This window comes from Hymenobacter sp. YIM 151858-1, assembly GCF_025979705.1.
GTDB lineage: Bacteria > Bacteroidota > Bacteroidia > Cytophagales > Hymenobacteraceae > Solirubrum.
The window spans coordinates 28,884-46,101 of the sequence record NZ_CP110137.1 but is presented as its reverse complement, the minus strand read 5'-3'; the positions used below and the strand labels follow the sequence as shown (position 1 = coordinate 46,101).

General features: G+C 66.6%; 9 protein-coding genes. 5 read left to right on the top strand and 4 right to left on the bottom strand.

The genetic code is table 11. The features are described from left to right. Positions 1-151: 151 nt before the first annotated feature. Positions 152-793: a hypothetical protein gene (locus tag OIS50_RS19560; RefSeq protein WP_264694538.1), complete on the bottom strand. Its 642-nt coding sequence runs from the start codon at positions 791-793 to the stop codon at positions 152-154. An 85-nt stretch (positions 794-878) separates the two neighbouring features. Between OIS50_RS19560 and OIS50_RS19555 the strand changes: the two genes are divergently transcribed. The 3 genes from OIS50_RS19555 to OIS50_RS19545 all read left to right on the top strand — a co-directional run bounded on the left by OIS50_RS19555 (position 879) and on the right by OIS50_RS19545 (position 4,665). Beyond that, positions 879-2,207 (top strand): GH1 family beta-glucosidase, encoded by a 1,329-nt coding sequence (locus OIS50_RS19555; RefSeq protein WP_264694536.1) that lies wholly within the window; start codon positions 879-881, stop codon positions 2,205-2,207. Positions 2,208-3,172: 965 nt separating this feature from the next. Further along, complete coding sequence (locus OIS50_RS19550; RefSeq protein WP_264694534.1) at positions 3,173-3,646, top strand: hypothetical protein; 474 nt, start codon at positions 3,173-3,175, stop codon at positions 3,644-3,646. Between the two features lie 722 nt (positions 3,647-4,368). Then, the gene (locus tag OIS50_RS19545) at positions 4,369-4,665 is read left to right on the top strand and encodes a hypothetical protein (RefSeq protein WP_264694532.1); all 297 of its coding nucleotides are present in this window, start codon (positions 4,369-4,371) and stop codon (positions 4,663-4,665) included. 6 nt (positions 4,666-4,671) lie between these two features. Here OIS50_RS19545 and OIS50_RS19540 read toward each other — a convergent pair whose 3' ends face one another. The 3 genes from OIS50_RS19540 to OIS50_RS19530 form a co-directional block, all read right to left on the bottom strand. Further along, positions 4,672-5,478: a hypothetical protein gene (locus OIS50_RS19540; protein WP_264694530.1), complete on the bottom strand. Its 807-nt coding sequence runs from the start codon at positions 5,476-5,478 to the stop codon at positions 4,672-4,674. A 150-nt stretch (positions 5,479-5,628) separates the two neighbouring features. Further along, positions 5,629-8,505, bottom strand: coding sequence for a TonB-dependent receptor (locus tag OIS50_RS19535; protein ID WP_264694528.1), 2,877 nt, complete (start codon positions 8,503-8,505; stop codon positions 5,629-5,631). A gap of 716 nt (positions 8,506-9,221) precedes the next feature. Further along, a complete protein-coding gene (locus OIS50_RS19530) occupies positions 9,222-10,655 on the bottom strand; it encodes a cell shape-determining protein MreB (RefSeq protein WP_264694526.1) in 1,434 nt (477 codons plus the stop codon). Positions 10,656-11,957: 1,302 nt separating this feature from the next. Here OIS50_RS19530 and OIS50_RS19525 point away from each other — a divergent pair. Beyond that, entirely contained in the window at positions 11,958-13,292 is a 1,335-nt protein-coding gene (locus OIS50_RS19525; protein ID WP_264694523.1) for a DNA/RNA non-specific endonuclease, read from the top strand. 34 nt (positions 13,293-13,326) lie between these two features. After that, positions 13,327-17,175, top strand: coding sequence for a T9SS type A sorting domain-containing protein (locus OIS50_RS19520; protein ID WP_264694521.1), 3,849 nt, complete (start codon positions 13,327-13,329; stop codon positions 17,173-17,175). The last annotated feature ends 43 nt before the right edge of the window (positions 17,176-17,218 follow it).

The following is a 17,218-nucleotide window of genomic DNA, read 5'->3' as shown; positions in this document are numbered from 1 at the left end:
GACTTGCTCAGGATTGACCTCGTTGGGGCCACGCCGCCTACCCCACCAGCCTGTGAATGCAGTGGTTTAACCCTGAGAAATGCAGAAAGCCCCGGTGCCGGGGCTTTCCGTGAAAAAAGGATTGCTGTAAAGTTTACGATCGGTAGCGGTGCTATTCCTCTGCCGCAATGCCGGACGGGCCGTCGGGCAGGTTGAGGAGCGAACCCAACAGCAAGGCGTTGGTAAACAGACGCGCGGTGCCGTGCCAGTAGTGACGGAAGTTCGGGTCGTCGGCAAACAAGATGACGCGGCCATTGCCCGCCTTGCTGACCACTACGGCCGCCGAGTTACGAATCTGCCGCAGGTTGTTGGCGGAAACGTAGCCGCTGACCAGCGGCGCGGGAGTGTACTGCACCACGGTGGCGTAGGGGTTGCGGCTGGGCCGCAGGAAGGTGGTGCCGTTGCGGAACACGTAGAGCTTGCGGCTGGTCAAGCCGAAGCCGATGGGGTTGGTGATGTCGACATCGGCCTGGTAAATGGAGCCGGCAATGGCGTGGGTGCCCTCCTGGTCCTGGCTCACGAAGTCCGCGCGGCGGGCAGGCGGCAGCGCCGGCTTTGGCTGCCGGGTGGCGTTGGGTTTCGGCGGCGCAATGGCCGCCACGGCTTCGGCCAGCGCCGTCGTATCAGCCCAACCGCCGTGGGCCGGAATCAGCAGCTTTTCGCGCACGATTCCCTGCTTGATCACCCACTCCGAGGCGTTCTTCAGGGTGATCAGCGTGCCGCCCTCCTGCACCCAGCGGCGCAGGCGCTCCACGGTGGCCTTGTCCAGAGCCGCGTACGAGCCGCCGGCCTTTTACCCAACATCTTCCCCCGCGGATTTTTCCCGGGCCGACTTCGGCATGGACTTTCGCTGGGGCGTAGCCAGCGCGGCCTATCAGATTGAAGGCTTTGGCGACTGCGACGGCAAGGGACCCAGCATCTGGGATGCCTTCGTGGCGCGGCGCGGCCGCATTAAGAACGGGCAGCACGCGCGTGCCGCCTGCGAGTTCTACCGGCGTTGGCCGGCCGACCTGGATTTGCTTGCCGCCCTGGGCATTCCCGATTACCGGTTTTCCGTGGCTTGGTCGCGGGTGCGGCCCAGCGGCACCGGGCAGGTTAACCAAGCCGGGCTGGACTACTACGACAAGCTGGTCGACGGCTGCCTGGCGCGCGGGATCACCCCCTGGTTGACCCTGTACCACTGGGATTTGCCGTTGGCCCTGGAGCGCCGGGGGGGCTGGACCAACCGAGCGGTCGTGGGCTGGCTCGGCGAGTACGCCGACCTGCTGGCCCGCCGCCTCGGCGACCGGGTGCGCCACTGGATGGTGCTCAACGAGCCTCTGGTGTTTACCGGAGCCGGTCACCTGCTGGGAGTGCACGCCCCAGGCCGGCGCTCATTGGGCGCCTTTCTCTCGGCCACCCACCACGCGGCCCTGGCACAAGCAGAAGGTGGCCGGGCCCTGCGCGCCGCCCTGCCCGCGGCGGCGCAGATCGGCACCACCTTTTCCTGCTCCTATCTTACCCCGGCCCGCCCGGGCAATCCCCGCGACGAGGCCGCCACCCGCCGGGCAGATGCCCTGCTCAATCGCCTGTTCGTGGAGCCCGCCCTGGGCCTGGGCTACCCCATCGCCGAGCTGCCGGCCCTGCGCTGGCTGGAGCGCTACGTGCTGGCTGGCGACGAAGCCCGCCTGCCCTTCGCCTTCGACTTTCTGGGCGTGCAGAACTACACCCGCGAAGTCGTGCGCTTTTCCCCTTGGGTGCCCCTGCTCTGGGCCAGGCTTGTCAAAGCCGAGGACCGCGGCGTGCCCTGCACGGCCATGGGCTGGGAGGTGTACCCGGAAAGCCTGTACCACCTGCTCCGGCAGTTCGCGTCCTATCCAAACGCTCCAAGGCTGATCGTAACAGAAAACGGCGCCGCCTTTCCCGATCCGGCACCCGTGCACGGCCGGTTGGCGGATCCGGCCCGGCAGGCCTACTTGCGGGCCTGCCTGGGGCAGGTGCTGCGGGCCCGGCGCGACGGGCTGCCGGTGGACGGGTACTTTGCCTGGTCGTTTACCGACAATTTTGAGTGGGCCGAAGGCTACCGCCCCCGCTTCGGGCTGGTGCACGTGGATTACGCCACCCAGCAGCGCACCGTCAAGGATTCGGGCCGCTGGTACCAGCAGCTGTTGCGGGGTGAGTTGAGCTAACGGAAGCAGGATTGCCCCCTTGCCCAACTCACTTACCGCTTAGCCTGACGCAGGACACGATCTCGGAGTCGAGACCCAAACCCGGGGTGTTGTGTTACCTTACTTTGGCGCACCACCCATCCAAAAGCACCTGCTGCGGCACATAACTATTTACTGGTCTTCCACGGCGGTGCCGGGGTTAACGGTGCTTGCTTTTCTAGGCTTGGCGCAATCCCAGCGGTCGCACCCTCGACGGTCGGCGCCTAAGCTGGCACGAGCGGCGCGCCCGCGCCCGCCAGCAAAGGATACTGCGGCTGCCACCGCGGTGGGGGCGGTGCCCGACAGGACTCCCTTCTGGCCCGAGGGCCTCTACTTGCTCACCGCCAACGAGGACGAACCCAAGCCGGATCACAGCGAATGCGAATTGCGCCGGCCGGGTAGGCAAAGCAGTGATGTCTCAGCCGAGCTGGCTACGCCAAGCTGGACCGGCAGCTGCCGCCCCGCTTCATCCAGTAATAGGCCAAGAACGCCCAGCGCCGGCCCGATGACCGCTGCGATTCCGGTTGCCGCGGCGGGGGGCGCGGCGGACTGGTAACGCAAGTATGACCCTGCGGTAACAATGGCGTCTTGCGGGCCGTCGAACTTTGCGGCCATAAGTTTAACGCCCCAACGCGCTATGAAAACCTTGTTCTGCTATTGGCTAAACCAGCTGGCGAGCTTTATTCGGCCTACTCGCGCTGGCGAGGCAGCCTTGTTCATATGAAAGGAGCCTTTGCTTACCGCCCCGGCCACTTGGCCTACCGGCCAGTTCGCGCCCCAAAACCAGCGGTGGAGGAGCCGCCGGTAATCGCAGCGGCCGCGAGGCCGCAGTTGCCGCCGTTGCCCTGCGAAACGCCCGGAACACCAGCTTTGCCCTTACGCCAAGTCGCTTAACTTGCGCCCCAGGCCCGGTAACGTCAGCCGGGCTACGCCTTCCGGCCGCTGCCATGCCATCCAAGAGAAAAGCCCTCGTTGCGGAACTGCTCGCCGCCTTGTCCCCCCAGCTCACGCCGGTGGTGGGCGCTGACAACAACCTACCCAAGCCCATCGCCAAGTTGATCCGCCAATTGGCCAACCAAATCCAGCGGGCCGCGGAAAAGCAAAGCCAGCGGGCGCAGCAAAGCGGGAACTCCGCCGCCAAGCAAAAGCTAACCGACGAGCTTTTGCTCGTGATCCAGGCCTACCTTGGCGACGAGATCAGCGCCGACGAGCCGCTGCCCGCGCAATTGGAACAATCCGCCGTGGAACTGGCTACCCGCGTAACCAAGCTGCGCGGGCAGCGCCCGCGCAAGCCGGCCGCGCCCGCTGACCCGCCAATTGAATCCCTCGCTGGCAACGCGCCCGGGCAACACCACCCGGCTCCTGCTCCCCCGCGCCGCGCGCGCACCCGCAAAGCCCAGCCGCCCCAGGCCGATCAATAAACGCTGACCGGCTGGGGTAGCCCGTCGTGCAGGGAATTGCCCGATGCGTCCGTGCCCTGCCGTTGATCCTGCAGTCGCCGCGACCGGTACCCACGCTCCCTGGCACTTTAAGCTTCTGGCTCGCCCGGCGCCAAGCCGCGACCGGGCGTAACCGGCTACGGCACTGGCAAAAAGCTGACCATGCAACTAATCCTTGAGCTGCGGAAACAGAGCAGCCTGTTTCACTTGGACTGGAGCGGCCGGTGTTCGCCAACACCAGCCTGGGGGAGCTGTGCCGCCGCCAACGAGCCAGCCGGCTGCCTTACCGGCCGCGACCAGACCTTTAGAAACAACCCCGACCTGAGCGCTCAGGCAGGCCTGCCCCGAGCCTCGGCCGGCAACCCGCCCAGGAAGCCGGCTTTCTTTCCATTACCTGCTTACCAAGCGCGGCAAGTGTCGTTTGCGCCGCGGGACAAGCTCGCGCCGGCCCCCGGGTCGTGCGGGCTGAATTCCCACGGTTTCCCGTCGTAGGTCGTAGGATTGAGGTCGCTCGCAGCGCACGACTCCCCGATGAACCCGCGTTCCGCCCGAACTAAGTTGCATGAAGCATAACCCTACGCACTGCGAACAAGCCGCGCGCAACTTTCCAATTTGCGGCCGGAGCACGCGTTTCAAGGCGAGCCGCGGCAGCGCGCGGTTAGGCGCCGGCGGAAATTGCCATGGCCATGCTTAACCATTCTGTTTTGGAACAATTGCGGTGGCTGCAAGAAACCTTGCGCAAGGCCGTGCCGGAGCGCCGCACCTTGCTGGCCCTGGTGGACACCCTCCCGCACTACCTCGAGTGCGTCACCCGCGAACAATCGGTCCCGGCCGGCGAAGCCGCCGACCGGGCGCAGCACTTAACCCTGCTCCGGATGCGCATGCACCGCGAAGCGTTGCCCGCCGCGGCCGCTGCGGCGGAGCTCGACCGCCTCATCGGCGAATGGCTTGCCGCGGCCCCTGTCCCGCCTGTGCCACGCACGCCAACAAGCCGGTTATAGGTTTGCTTACTCTGCCGGCAGCAACAGCACCGGAACCGGGCTGCCGAGCAGGGTCAGGATGGTATCGCGGCGCTTAAACGGGTGGTGCGCGCGATCGCGACCGCGTAGCAACAGCAGCAGCAGATCAGCGCTGCATTGGCCGGCAATGGCCAACAACTGCTCCGGAATGGCCCCGGGCGCGGTGTCGAGCACTTGCATAGGTTCCGATGGTAAGCCGGCGGTGAGGTTATGCCAGTATTCGCTGGGGGTGACCGCCGTGCCCGTGGTGTGCCCTACCGGGCGCAGGCGCCGCAGCCGCACCACGCGAATGCTCGCGCGCCAGGCCCGCAGCAGCAGGCGCCCGGTGGCCGCGGCCCAGATCGGGCCGGCCGGCTCCCCATCTACTGCCACCACGGCCCGCCGGGGGGCGGCGGCGCTGCCCCCGCCAGGGTGGAGGAGCACGGCGCAGGGTGGTTGCAGCAGCAGGCTAACGGCCGGAAACAACTCGGGCTGGGCAGCTACGGAACGCGTTAGTCGGGGATTCACCAGCACGACCGCACTCGCGCGGTGCTTCTCCAAGGCCCGGTGAAGCGCGTCGGAAAAGGAAAAACCGGGCTCCCATTGGGCCAACTGCACCGGCACGGCCGAGTCGGCTAAGCAAAAGCGCTGCGCGACGTCGGCCCCTAGAGTCAGCGGCGCGGCCGGGGCAGCGGTACTCCCCGGCAGCGGCAGTACGACTATGCGGGCAGGCACGCTGGCCGCAATGCTGTGGGCATAGGCAGCCAGGGACTCAACCCCTGCCTTGGGATCAACTAAAACCAGTAAACATATCATAAGCCTCGCAGGCTAGTCCGGCGTATGTCCCGCTTACCGGTTTAGGCAAGGGCCCGTAAACACGCACACCGGGACTGTTAAGCAGCCCCGGTGCGGGAGAAGTGCTAAAGGGTACCCTGAATAACTTTCTGCGGGGGCAACCTAATCCAGTTACCAGCTGAAAGTCAACCCCAGGGTGGTGTTGGTGCCCCGGCGGTAGGAGCGTACGGTTTGGTCGCCGGGCGAATACTTGCCGTTGCGGTTGGTGTCCTGCACCAGCTTAACGGGCTGGTTGAAGACGTCCTGCCAGGCGGCGCGCAGTTCCCAGTGCTTGGCCAGGCGCTTGGTGACCGTCAGGTCCAGAACGTTGCGGGCGGCTTCGAAAACGGTGGGGTTCACGACCGTGCCCACGGCGTAGATGCGCGGGCCGGCTACGTTGTAAAGCAGCGAGACCTGGGTGCCGCGCTCCTCGTTGGCGTAGTAGGCGCCCAGGTTGATCAGGTACGGCGACTGGTTTTGCAGCGGACGGCGGCGGGTCTGCGTGTCGCTCACGTTTTGCGGGGTTACCCGGCCGCTGGCGTCCGGTACACTTACGACCTCGCCCAAGTCGATGCGGCTGAAGATGTAGGAGGCGTTGCCCACCAGCGAAAGGTTGCGCAGCAGCGGGGCCGCCCCCAGCGAAGCCAGGGACTTGCGCACCTCGACCTCCACCCCGTAGTTCTGCGCCGACTGCGTGTTGACAAAGGCGTAGCTCAGGGAGTTTGCGCCGGTAGCGGTCGTGAGCAGGTAGTTTTCAATGGGGTTGGTGAAGCGCTTGTAGAAGGCGCCCACCGTTACCGTCTCGCCGTTGGAGGGGTAGAGCTCCCAGCGCAGGTCGAGGTTCTGCACCTTGGCCGTCCGCAGGGCGTAGTTGCCCTGCACGTCGGCGTTAAGGTTGAAGTCGTAAAAGCGGAATGGAGCCAGCTCGCGGAACTCCGGTCGGTTAATGGTCGCCGCGTAGGCCGCGCGCACCAGCATTTGGTCGGTGAGGTTGTAAGTCAGGTTAAGCGAAGGCAAGGGGCTGAGCACGCGCCGGCCGCCGCGGGTGAGCCCCCCGCCGCGTAGCTCGCTGGTCACCTGCTGGTCGTTGTACTCGGCGCGCACGCCGGCCGTGCCGGTTAGCTTGCCCACGGGCACAGTCAGGCTGGCGTAGCCGGCCAGCAGCGAGTTACTGGCTTGGTAGGAGTCGTTGGGGTCGGTGCCTTCCTCCAGGGTAAAGGAGCCGGGCTGACCGGTCAGGTTTTCCGGCGCAAACACTTGACCCACCGGCAGGGTGCGGATGGCGCTGGTGTTGCCTACGCTGGTGTAGCCAAAAAAGCGGGCGCCGAAGTCGCGGTCCTTCCGCTCGGCGTACAGGCCGGCCTTGAGGCGAATGCCGCCTTCGCGGTTGGTCGAGTCCTGGGTGAACTGGTGCACGAGGTTGAGCGCCGCCGTTCCCACCCGCTCGTTAAGCCGGGAAAAGTAGCGGCCCGACTCCGTCAGGCTCGGGTCGGCCGGCGTCGACACCCCGTAGGGGGCCAAGCTGCCGTCGCCGTTCACGCCGCCTATGGGGCGGATGTAGCGCACCCGGCGCCAGTCGGGCTCGGTGCGGTGCGTGTAAGCAAAGCCGGTCGCCCAGTTAACGGTGGTTTTGTCGTTGCCCAGCTCGTGGGCGCCCAGCAGCTGGCCCGAGTAGATGCTGCGGCTCTCGTAGCGCTGGGAATAAGCGCGCACGTCGTTGCTCGTCTGGGTAATGTCCTGGCCCTCGCGCACTACCGTTTCGGCCGCGCCCAACTGGTTGAACAGGTTTTTGAACTCCAGGGTGTTGCGGCGGTTTAGGCGCAGCCAGAAGTTCTGCACCACTCCGAGGCGCACTTCGTTGTTGAAGACGTGGTCGTCGTAGGAAGAGGCCAGCTGGTCGCGGTCCTGCCCATTCTCAAAAAATTTCAGCCCGGCCGTGTAGCCGACGTGGTAGTTGCCGTAGTTCAAGGAACTCAGCGTGCCGGCCTCGAGCGAGCCCAAGTTAAAGCGGCGGCCCAGGTTAAAGCTGAGGCGCAGGTCCGGGGCGGCGGTGCGGGAGCGTACCTGCCAGCGGTTAGGCAGCTGGCGGCCGTAGGCGGCCCGCAGCGGAGCCGAGTAATCGCTGCTTAATTGCGCGGGCCAGTTGTCAGGAATGGTGCGCTTGCCCGAGTCGAAGCCCAGCCAGTCGTACTTGCCGCCTTGGTATTGCTGCACGTTCTGCAGCGTGGTACCGGCGCGGTAGCCGCCCGCCAAACTGAGATTGGCGAAGTTTTCCGCCGGCGCCCGCTTGGTGTACAGCTTGATTACCCCGCCGGCAAAGTCGCCGGGCAGCTCGGCCGAGCCGGACTTGAAGATCAGCATGCGGTCGATCACGTTGCTGGGCACCATGTCGAAGGCAAAGGCGCGGGTGTCCACCTCCGAGCTGGGGGTGAGCACGTCGTTAAGCATCACGGCGTTGTAGCGCTGGGTCAGGCCGCGCACCAGCACGAAGCGGTTATCCTGAATGGATACCCCGGGCACGCGGCGGGCAATCTGAGCCGCGTCCCGGTCCTGGGACTTAACGATCTGCTCGGAGGACACGCCCGAGGCCACCAGCTGGGCATTGCGGACTTCGCTGATTACGGCGATGTCCGTGTACGTTTGGCGCTGGCCGGTTACCACTACTTCGCTGAGCTGGGAAGTGGCGCTGGCCAGAGCGGTGTTCACCACCACCACTTTGCCCGGCTCGACTGTTAAGCCGGACACTGTTTTCTTCTGGTAAGAAATGTACGACACCACCAGCGTGTGCGTGCCCGCTGGAATCTTGTTGAGCGTGAAATTACCATCCAGGTCGGTGGAAGCCCCGATGGTGGTGCCCTCCACGCCGACACTGGCGCCGATGATGGGCTCCTTGGTGGCCTCATCACGGATGACTCCCTTGATGGTTCCCGTCTGCGCCACGGCAGCTAAGCTGCTGGTAGCCAAGAGCAGGGAGGTTCCGAAGGTTACGCGGATAAGTTGCTGCACCATGTTTTTGAATTATGGTGCAAAGGTCCCGCCGCAATATTACCTGGAAATATAGCCAGTGTTACCAAACCTTTACTGTTGGCCCGGCCGGGTGAACCGGTTGGCCAGCCTTGCTTTAGCAAGCGCACGTAACGGCACGCATGGCGGCAGCCGGCATCGGCCCGGTGGGACTCCCCGGTGCGGGAGAAAGCGGCTAGTGGTGGCGCGGCCCCGTTTCCTTTAGCCGCGAGCAGCAAGTAGCGCCGCAGAACCACGACCACGCCGCCCCAGGGCGGAGCCCCGTGCCCTGCTCCTGCCAGCCAACGGCAGCCGACCAGGGGATGCCGGCGCCCAGCGCTTGCTCCGTACCCGTCTGCGCCGCCCCGTGCTCTCGGCAGCTGCAGTTTTTGATCATCTCCCGCGTCGCCGCGTCGCAAGCGTCCCAACCCGGGAGAAAGCTGGAGTCAACCGCTTGACCTGGTGCTCTGGGGCGATGCTGGCGGCCCCGGATGCCCCGGAAAAACCAAAACGCCCCAGCCGCAGTGGCCGGGGCGTTTACCCACTGTGAATTGCTTGCTTCACTCACCAAGCAGTGGACTTTTCGGGCGTGGTTTATTTACACCAAGGGCAATTGATTTAGCTCCAAACAATCGTTGGCCGGTCCACCAGCGCAAAATGCCGAATCGTAAGCTTGAACAGGCTCGGGCGTTAACCCAGGTGCCAGCTGGTGAACACTGCTTTTAATAAACGGTGCTTTGCGGATCGAAATTGGTCCAGCCTTGGGCCCAATTCTCGCTCGCGCCGAAGGCTCCGCGGTAGCTAACCTTGTCAAAGAAGGCATCGCTGGCCTTGCCCGTGAACACCGCCCCCGTGAGCAGCGGGGAGCTGCCCTGCAACAGCAGCCCCGGCGCGTTTAGGGTGAATTGCGCGGCATTCAGGCCCAAGGTGGCCAGGTTGGCGGCGCTGACCACGGCGTTGTTTTTGCCGGCGCCGTTAAACCACGTTTCCACGTCGCTATCGGTGAAAGCTTCCCCGCTGGTGTTGTTGGCAGCCCGCAGCGGCCGGGTCACGTTAGCCAGGGTGACGCCGCGCAGTTCCAGCCCCCCGCTGCGCACGTTGGCCCAGGTTGGGGTGCCGTCCAGCCGCAAGCCTTCGGGGTAGCCCACGAATACAGCGTTGAACAGGCTAATGGAGGTATTCCGGCGCAGGTGTAAGGCCGACTGGTAGACGCCGCTGCCGGCCTGCTGGCTGGCCGGCGGCGTACCGCCGGTCAGGAAGACGCTTACGTTGCTGAACACCGGGGCGGTAAGCGGAAGGCCGGCGTTGTCGCCGGTGGCCGGGGTACCGGGGTTGAAGTTGTCCGACTCGAAGCCGTTCGAGCCCGACTGGTCCGCGTACTGGGGATCGCGCAGCGCCAGCGCGTACTGCACCTTGCCCGTGAAGCCAAAGTCGGTGTCGAAGTCGTCGTCGAAGCCGCGGAAGGCCACCAGGTGCTTGGCGTTGGCCGTGCCGCCAAACCACTCAAAGGAGTCGTCACCGGAATAGGACACCTGCACGTAGTCGATCTGCGTGCCCGAGCCCACCCCGTATAGCGTCAGGCCGTTGATTTCGCTGTTGGCGCCGGACGAGAGGGGAATGCCGGCGAACTCGATGCGCACGTACTTAAGCGCGCCGGAGTTATCGTTTGGGTTGGAGCCGCCGAACGTACCGCCGATGCCGCCCTCCGGCTGGGTGCTCAGCGATTGGTTGATCGGGGCGCTGCCGATCAGCACCACCCCGCCCCAATCGCCGTAGTTGCGGGAGCCCGGCGCTTTGGCCGAGGTGAACACGATGGGGTTGGTGGCGGTGCCCACCGCTTGAATCTTGGCCCCTTTGTCAATGATGAGCGTGCCTTTGCTGGCCTGGTCACCGAAGATCTTGGTGCCGGGCTCAATGGTCAGGGTAGCGCCGCTGCGTACGTACACGAAGCCCTGCAGCAGGTACTTCTCGCTGGCTTTCAAGGTCCGGCTGGCGGTGATCTCCCCGCTCAGGATCACCCGCCCCGCGCTGTCGGTCGGGCCGCTGGGCTGATCCACCACGGGCGCGTTGTCGTTGTTATCCTCGCAGCTGCTCAGGGAGGAGCCGGTCGCTACCGTTAGCAAGGCGAGCAACACCAGTTTCGGAAAGCGTTTCATAAGGCGTAAAAAAGTATGGTGCAGATGTCGGGAAGGCTTTGCCGCCACCCCGGGGTTGCAATGCGCTGCAAAATTCCCTTCCCTGTGTTATCTGCAGGTCAGCCACGTATTACCATTTTGTTTTTATTAGACTAGCTCCCTAACCCGCCATTGACAGCTGCTGGCCGGCACCCGCAATGCCGACCTGCTTCATGGCATTGACCTCCGTGACGGCCCCTTCGGCTCGCCGGGACGCTCGAAGCATCCGCAGGAATTCAAGGCTTCGGCCGCGGGCGGTGCTCAACTCCAGCAATTAGCGCTGCCTGCAGGAAAATGGCCGGAAGTAGCCCTCCCGTTACGCCGTGCTAGTGCAGTGCATACAAACTGGTACTGCCGGCTCCGCTTGCACGCAACCCTGGCCATGGCTGCGGGGGTGCCACCCAGGTAAACCAAGCGGGCTGGCGGAAGGCTCGCGAGCGCATCACGTGCCCCCTAGCTCGAAGCAAAGCGCGTCTTACCGGGCGGCGTGGGTAAGCTCATCTCGCCGTGCAGGTTAATCTGCTGCCAACTCACCGGTACCGTTCCCTCGATAGCCTCCGCCTGGCGCTTCCCGGCGGGCCGACGACCGAGTGCTTACCTTGGATAGCGACAAATCCAGCCCATAATGATAGTCCGGCCCGGCCCTGCCGCGGTAAACCAGTCATTCGCTGCGGCCGCATGCTGCTGGCGGCCCTGCGGCCCGCCGAGCCGCCTGATGGCCCCCCGGGTACACGCGCTAATTCCGTTGTGCTGGAACGCGGCGCGCCTGCCCAAGCACTTGGATATGCTGCCAGCCCCCCCGCCGTACGACGAAGGGCAGTGGCCTCGCCACTGGGACTGGCAGGTAAGGAACCCCGGCTACCCTGATTTACCGCGTTGTGTGCGGCTGGCTTGCTCGGGCCCTGGTCACCGGCTGCAAACGGCGCGGCAGAAAGTAAACGATTCAAAGCGAACGCGCACTCAGCGGTCTGGAAGCTGCCGGCCTGCTTGCGTGTGCGTTCGCCGGCCGTGGCCGAGCTCGACGGGCAGCTTTGGCCCCGCACCTATCCCGAGCCAATTCGCGGCCGGCGGCGGCAGCCTAACCGCCGCGGCCCACGCAGCGGGCAGGAAAGGTGGTGGCAAGGTACCGTTATGCAGTGTGCAGCCCCCTAAGTATATAAGCCAGTAATTATATAATGAATTCAATAAGGTCGGTCTTTGTTAACAAAATCTTAACATTGGATGCAACTCAGATGAAAAGGGGCTAGGGAAATTTGTGGTGGTATTTTTTCACCCACTTCCTGCATGCAACACCTTTACCCTTTTACTTGGCGACTGCTCTTGCTGGCTTGGCTGGCTTTGGGCTCCGGCGTGGTGGCCGCGCAGAACGTAACCGAAGAATTTGAGGCCGCTGGTAAAGCGGACTACCCAACGGGAGCGGTTGCGCTGTCTTCGGGCAGCTGGACCCTGGACGACGCCCTGCTGGGCACGGCCGCCGACGACCGCAAAGCCGGCCTGCAGGCCGTGCGCCTGGTGCGCCGCGGCACCCTCACCATGGACTTTTTCCTGCCCGGCGGCGCCGGCACCGTGACGGTGCAGCACGCCGCGTACGGCAGCGACGCCAGCTCGGCCTTCGAGCTGTGGTACCAGACCCAGGGCTGCGCCGACTGGGTGCGGGTGGGCGCGCCGGTGGTGGCGTCGGCCTACAGCCTGCAGACGGCCTCGTTTCCGGTAAACGTCCCGGGCAGCGTGCGCCTGCAGCTGCGCAAGGTAACCGGCGCCGCCGCCCGCCTCAACCTCGACAACTTCGCCGTCACGCCCTTTTCCGCGACCGCGCCCCCGCCCCCCGTGGCCGGCGACGACCAGCACCTGACCATGGGCAACCCCTCGGGCGCGGTGGCTGACGTAAGCCAACCCACGAACTACTTGATGGAAAAGGCGCAGTTCGCCCTCAGCTACCACCGCGACCGGGGCACCCCGAACTGGGTGAGCTGGTACCTGGCCCCGAAGTGGCTGGGCTCGACCAAGCGCCAGGACGATTTCCGCGCCGACCCGGCGCTGCCCGCCGGCTGGTATCAGGTGCAGAACACGAGCTACTCGGGCACGGGCTTTGACCGCGGCCACAACACCCCGTCCGCGGACCGCACCAGCACCGTGGCCGACAACTCGGCCACGTTCCTGATGACGAACATGATCCCGCAGTCGCCCGACAACAACCAGAAAACCTGGAACGAGCTGGAGGGCTACTCCCGCACGCTCGTAAGCCAAGGCAACGAGCTCTACGTGATCATGGGCTCCTACGGCATCGGGGGCGAGGGCGAGATCCGCACCACCACCCCGTTCCGGCAGGTGTACGCCGAAACCATCGACCAGGGCCGCGTGACCGTGCCCAAGCGCATCTGGAAGGTTATCGTCGTGCTGCCCCAGGGCACCAACGACCTGAGCCGCGTCGGCGGCGCCGGCACCCGCATCATCGCCGTGGACACGCCCAACGCCAACGGCATGACCACCAACTGGGGCCAGTACCGCACGTCGGTGGACGCCATCGAGGCCGCCACCGGTCTGGATTTGCTCTCGGCCCTGCCCCTGAGCGTGCAGCAGGTGGTCGAGGCCCAGGTGGACAACGGCCCCACCAACTAAGCCGCTTGGTTTCGCTTTTCTCCCAGCTTTCGCGATGATTCGTACTTATACCGCTTTCCGCTTCCTCGCCGCCTTGGTGGGGTTGCTGCTCAGCTTCGGCGTCCGGGCCCAGACGCCCTACGCCCTGAGCAACGGCAACTACGCCGAAAACTTCGACCAGATCAGCGGGTGGGCCAACGGCTTTGCCTCCGGCACCGGCGCGGCGCCCTTCAGCGTGGCCACCCCCAGCCCGACGCTGCCCAACCAGAACACCGTCTTTAGCAGCGGCACCAGCGGCGGCGTGCAGAAGGGCACCGGCACCATCCTCCTGCTGGCCACCGGCTCCACGGACAACAGCTCCGCGGCGGCCTTTGACCTGAACCTGGATTTCACCGGCACCACGGCCGGCACCATCACCCTGGACTGGGCCAGCGTGGCCAACTCCAGCGGCAACCGCCAGGCCACCTTTAAGCTGCAAACCAACACCGGTACGGGCGGCGCCTTCGTCGACCTGCCCGGCTCGAGCGTGGTGCTGACCAACAACGTGGCCTCCTCCGGCCAGCTGGCCGCCCTGACCCTGCCGGCCGGCTTTGACGGCAACGCCGCGGCCAAAATCCGCTTCTTCATCCAAAACACGGCCGGGGGCGTAGCCCCCATCTCCGGCTCCCGTCCCAAGGTCAGCATCGACAACCTGCGGGTAACAGCCACCGCAACGGGCGGCCCCGTCACGCCGGCCATCACCACCGGCACCGTGGCCGGCAGCCCCTACTGCGTGAGCGCCACGGCCGGCGCGGCCGTGTCCGTACCGTTTTCGAGCACGGGCGGCCTGTCGGGCACGTTCGACGCCCAGCTCTCCGACGCTTCCGGCGTGTTCGACGCGGACCTGACCAAAAACCTGATCGGCTCCGGCTCGGCCTCGCCGCTGGCGGCCACCATTCCGGCCGGCACCCCGGCCGGCACGGGCTACCGCATCCGCGTGGTGCACGCGGCCAGCCCCACCACGGGCTCGCCCAACGGCAGCAACCTCGTCGTGAGTGCCCCGCCGGCTTCCAACACCGTCACGCTTAACCCGGCCGCGGCCCAAAGCGTGCTTACCACCGGCAGCGGCTCCGCCATCACGGCGACGGCCACGGCCCCCAGCACCTTCGCCTGGTTTTACTCCCCCAGCAGCACGGGTCCCTTTACCTCGGCCCTGGCCAGCGCCACCGCCGCCACCTACACCCCCAAAGGCAGCGACTTCGGCGGCGCGGGCACCTACTACCTCGTAGCGCGGGCCACCAGCACCTGCGGCGGCGTCGCGGGCACCAGCGCCCCGGTCACGATCACGGTCAGCGCCCCGCAGCCCACGCTCACGGCCGCGCCCAACCCCGTGCCCGACTTCGGCAGCGTGGTGGTCGGCTCCGCCTCGGATCCCAAGACGGTTAGCCTAACCGGCAGCAACCTCTCCGGCCCCGTTACCCTGACCCCGCCGGCCGGCTTCCAGCTGCGCACCGGCAGCAACGCTTTTAGCTGCGCCGCGCTTACGCTCACGCCCACGGCGGGCGGCAGCCTCTCGGCCAGCGTGGAGGTGCGCTTCGTACCGGCCCTGGCCCAGGCTTACAGCGCCGCCATTGCCGTAAGCGGCTCGGCCACCACCTGGCCGGGCATTGCCGTATCCGGCACCGGCACGGCGGCTGCTTACCCGCCCAGCCTGAGCACCGACGCCCCGGGCACCATCACCGCTACCGCCGCCACCGGCGGGGGCGAGGTGCTCGAGGACGGCGGCAGCCCCGTCACGGCCCGCGGCCTGGCCTACGCCACCACCGCAGCCCCCACGACCCAGGACGACTTCACGGAAGACGGCACTGGGCTGGGCCGCTTCACCAGCCAGCTTAGCGGCTTGCTGCCCAGCACGACCTACTACGTGCGGGCCTACGCCACCAACGCGGTGGGCACCAGCTACGGCCCCGTGGTGTCGTTTACCACCCCGGCCGCGCCGGCGGCCGACCTGGTCATTAGCTCGGGCAGCGCGGCCAGCCCCGTCGACGTGGCGGCCGGCACCTACGACAACGTCACGGTGACGGGCACGGGCTTTGCCCGCCTGGCCGGGGCGGTGGTAGTCAACGGCGCGCTGACGGTGCAAACCGGCGGCGGGCTGAGCACCAACTGCCAGCCCCTGACCGGCAGCGGCTCCTTCACCCTGCAGCCCGGCGCCACGCTGAGCATCTGCGACGCGGCGGGCATTGCCGGCAGCGGCGCCACCGGGGCCGTGCAGCTGACGGGTTCGCGCAGCTTCGCGCCCGGTGCCGACTACGTCTACAACGGCACCCAGGCCCAGGTAACGGGTAATGGCTTGCCCGCGCAGGTGCGCAACCTGACTTCGGCTAACGCCGGCGTGCTGACCCTGTCGCAACCCGTGGCCATCCGCCAGGTGCTGACGCTGAACGCCGGCTCGCTGAGCACGGGCGGCCAGGCGCTGACGCTGCTCTCGGACGCCACCGGCACGGCCCTGGTGGCCAACCTGGGCGCGGGCCGCGTCTCGGGCAACGTGACGGTGCAGCGCTACCTGGACCCGAGCCGGAACGCCGGCCTGGGCTACCGCCACCTGGCGGCACCCACGAGCGGCGAAACCGTGGCGGCCTTTGGCTCGGGCGGCGCGGCGCTGGTAACCAACCCCGCCTACAATTCGTCCCCCACCCCGACCCAGACGACGCCCTTCCCCACGGTGTTCCGCTACGACCAGGCCCGCCTGGCTTCTTCGCCGGCTACCACTCTCTCGGCCTTTGACAAGGGCTGGGTGTCGCCGGCCACCCCGGCCGACGCGGCCAGCCTCACGACCGGCTTTACGGTGCAGCTGCCGGGGGCCAGCACGCTGAGTTTTACCGGCGCGGTAATCGGCGGGACGAGCGTGCTGAACCTGAATCGCGACGGGGGCCCCACGGCCGCCGAGGCCGGCTGGAACTTCCTGGGCAACCCCTACCCCGCCCCGCTGGACTTGAGCACCATCCCCGGCTCGCAGCTGGTGAATTTGGACGCCGCGTTCTACACCTACGAGAGCACCTCGCAGTACGGAGGCAGCTACCGCAGCTACGTCAGCGGCTTCGGCAACCCGCTCCTGGGCACGGCCCAGGCGTTCTTCATGCGCGTCAGCGCCGGCCAGACCGCCGGCAGCCTCACGCTCACCAACGCCAACCGCGTAACCAGCTACGGGTCGCAGGCCCCGGTGCGCCGGGGTACGGCGGACACCCGCCCGCAGCTGCAGCTCACGCTGGCCGGGGCCGGCCTCTCGGACGAGCTGACCGTGTACGCCCAGCCGGGCGCCACGGCCGGCTTTGACGCCGCGCTGGACGCCGCCAAGCTGTGGAACCCCAACGGGCTGAGCCTGGCTGCGCTCTCGGCCCAGGGCGAGCCCCTGGCCATTGACGGCCGCCCGGCCTTCCCGCTCGCGCAGCCCGTGCCCCTGACCGTGCAGGTGCCCCGCGCTGGCTCTTACTCCTTCACGGCCGCCTCGGTGGCCAACCTGCCCGCCGGCACCACCGCGCTGCTGGTGGATTTGACCACCGGCACCCGCACGCCCCTGCAAACCGGCACCCGCCTGACGCTGGAGCTGCCCGCCGGCACCAGCGCCGGCCGCCTGCAGCTGGAGGTGAGCGGCCGCATCCTGAGCACGGTTAGCCCGCTGGCCCAGCAGCTGAGCGTGTACCCGAACCCGAGCGCCGACGGCCAGCTGCAGCTGGTACGCCCCGCCGCCTGGGGCAGCCTGCAGGTAGAGGTGCTCAACAGTGTGGGCCAGGTGGTGCAGCGCGCCGCCCTGCGCCCCGGCGACACCCAGCTCGACGTGCGGACCCTTTCCGCCGGCGTGTACACCCTGCGCCTGACAACCCAGGCCGGCCAGACGCTGACCAAGCGCCTGGTGCGCCAGTAACCCGCGCTAACCCGCCGGACCGGCCCCAGACGCGGGTCGGTCC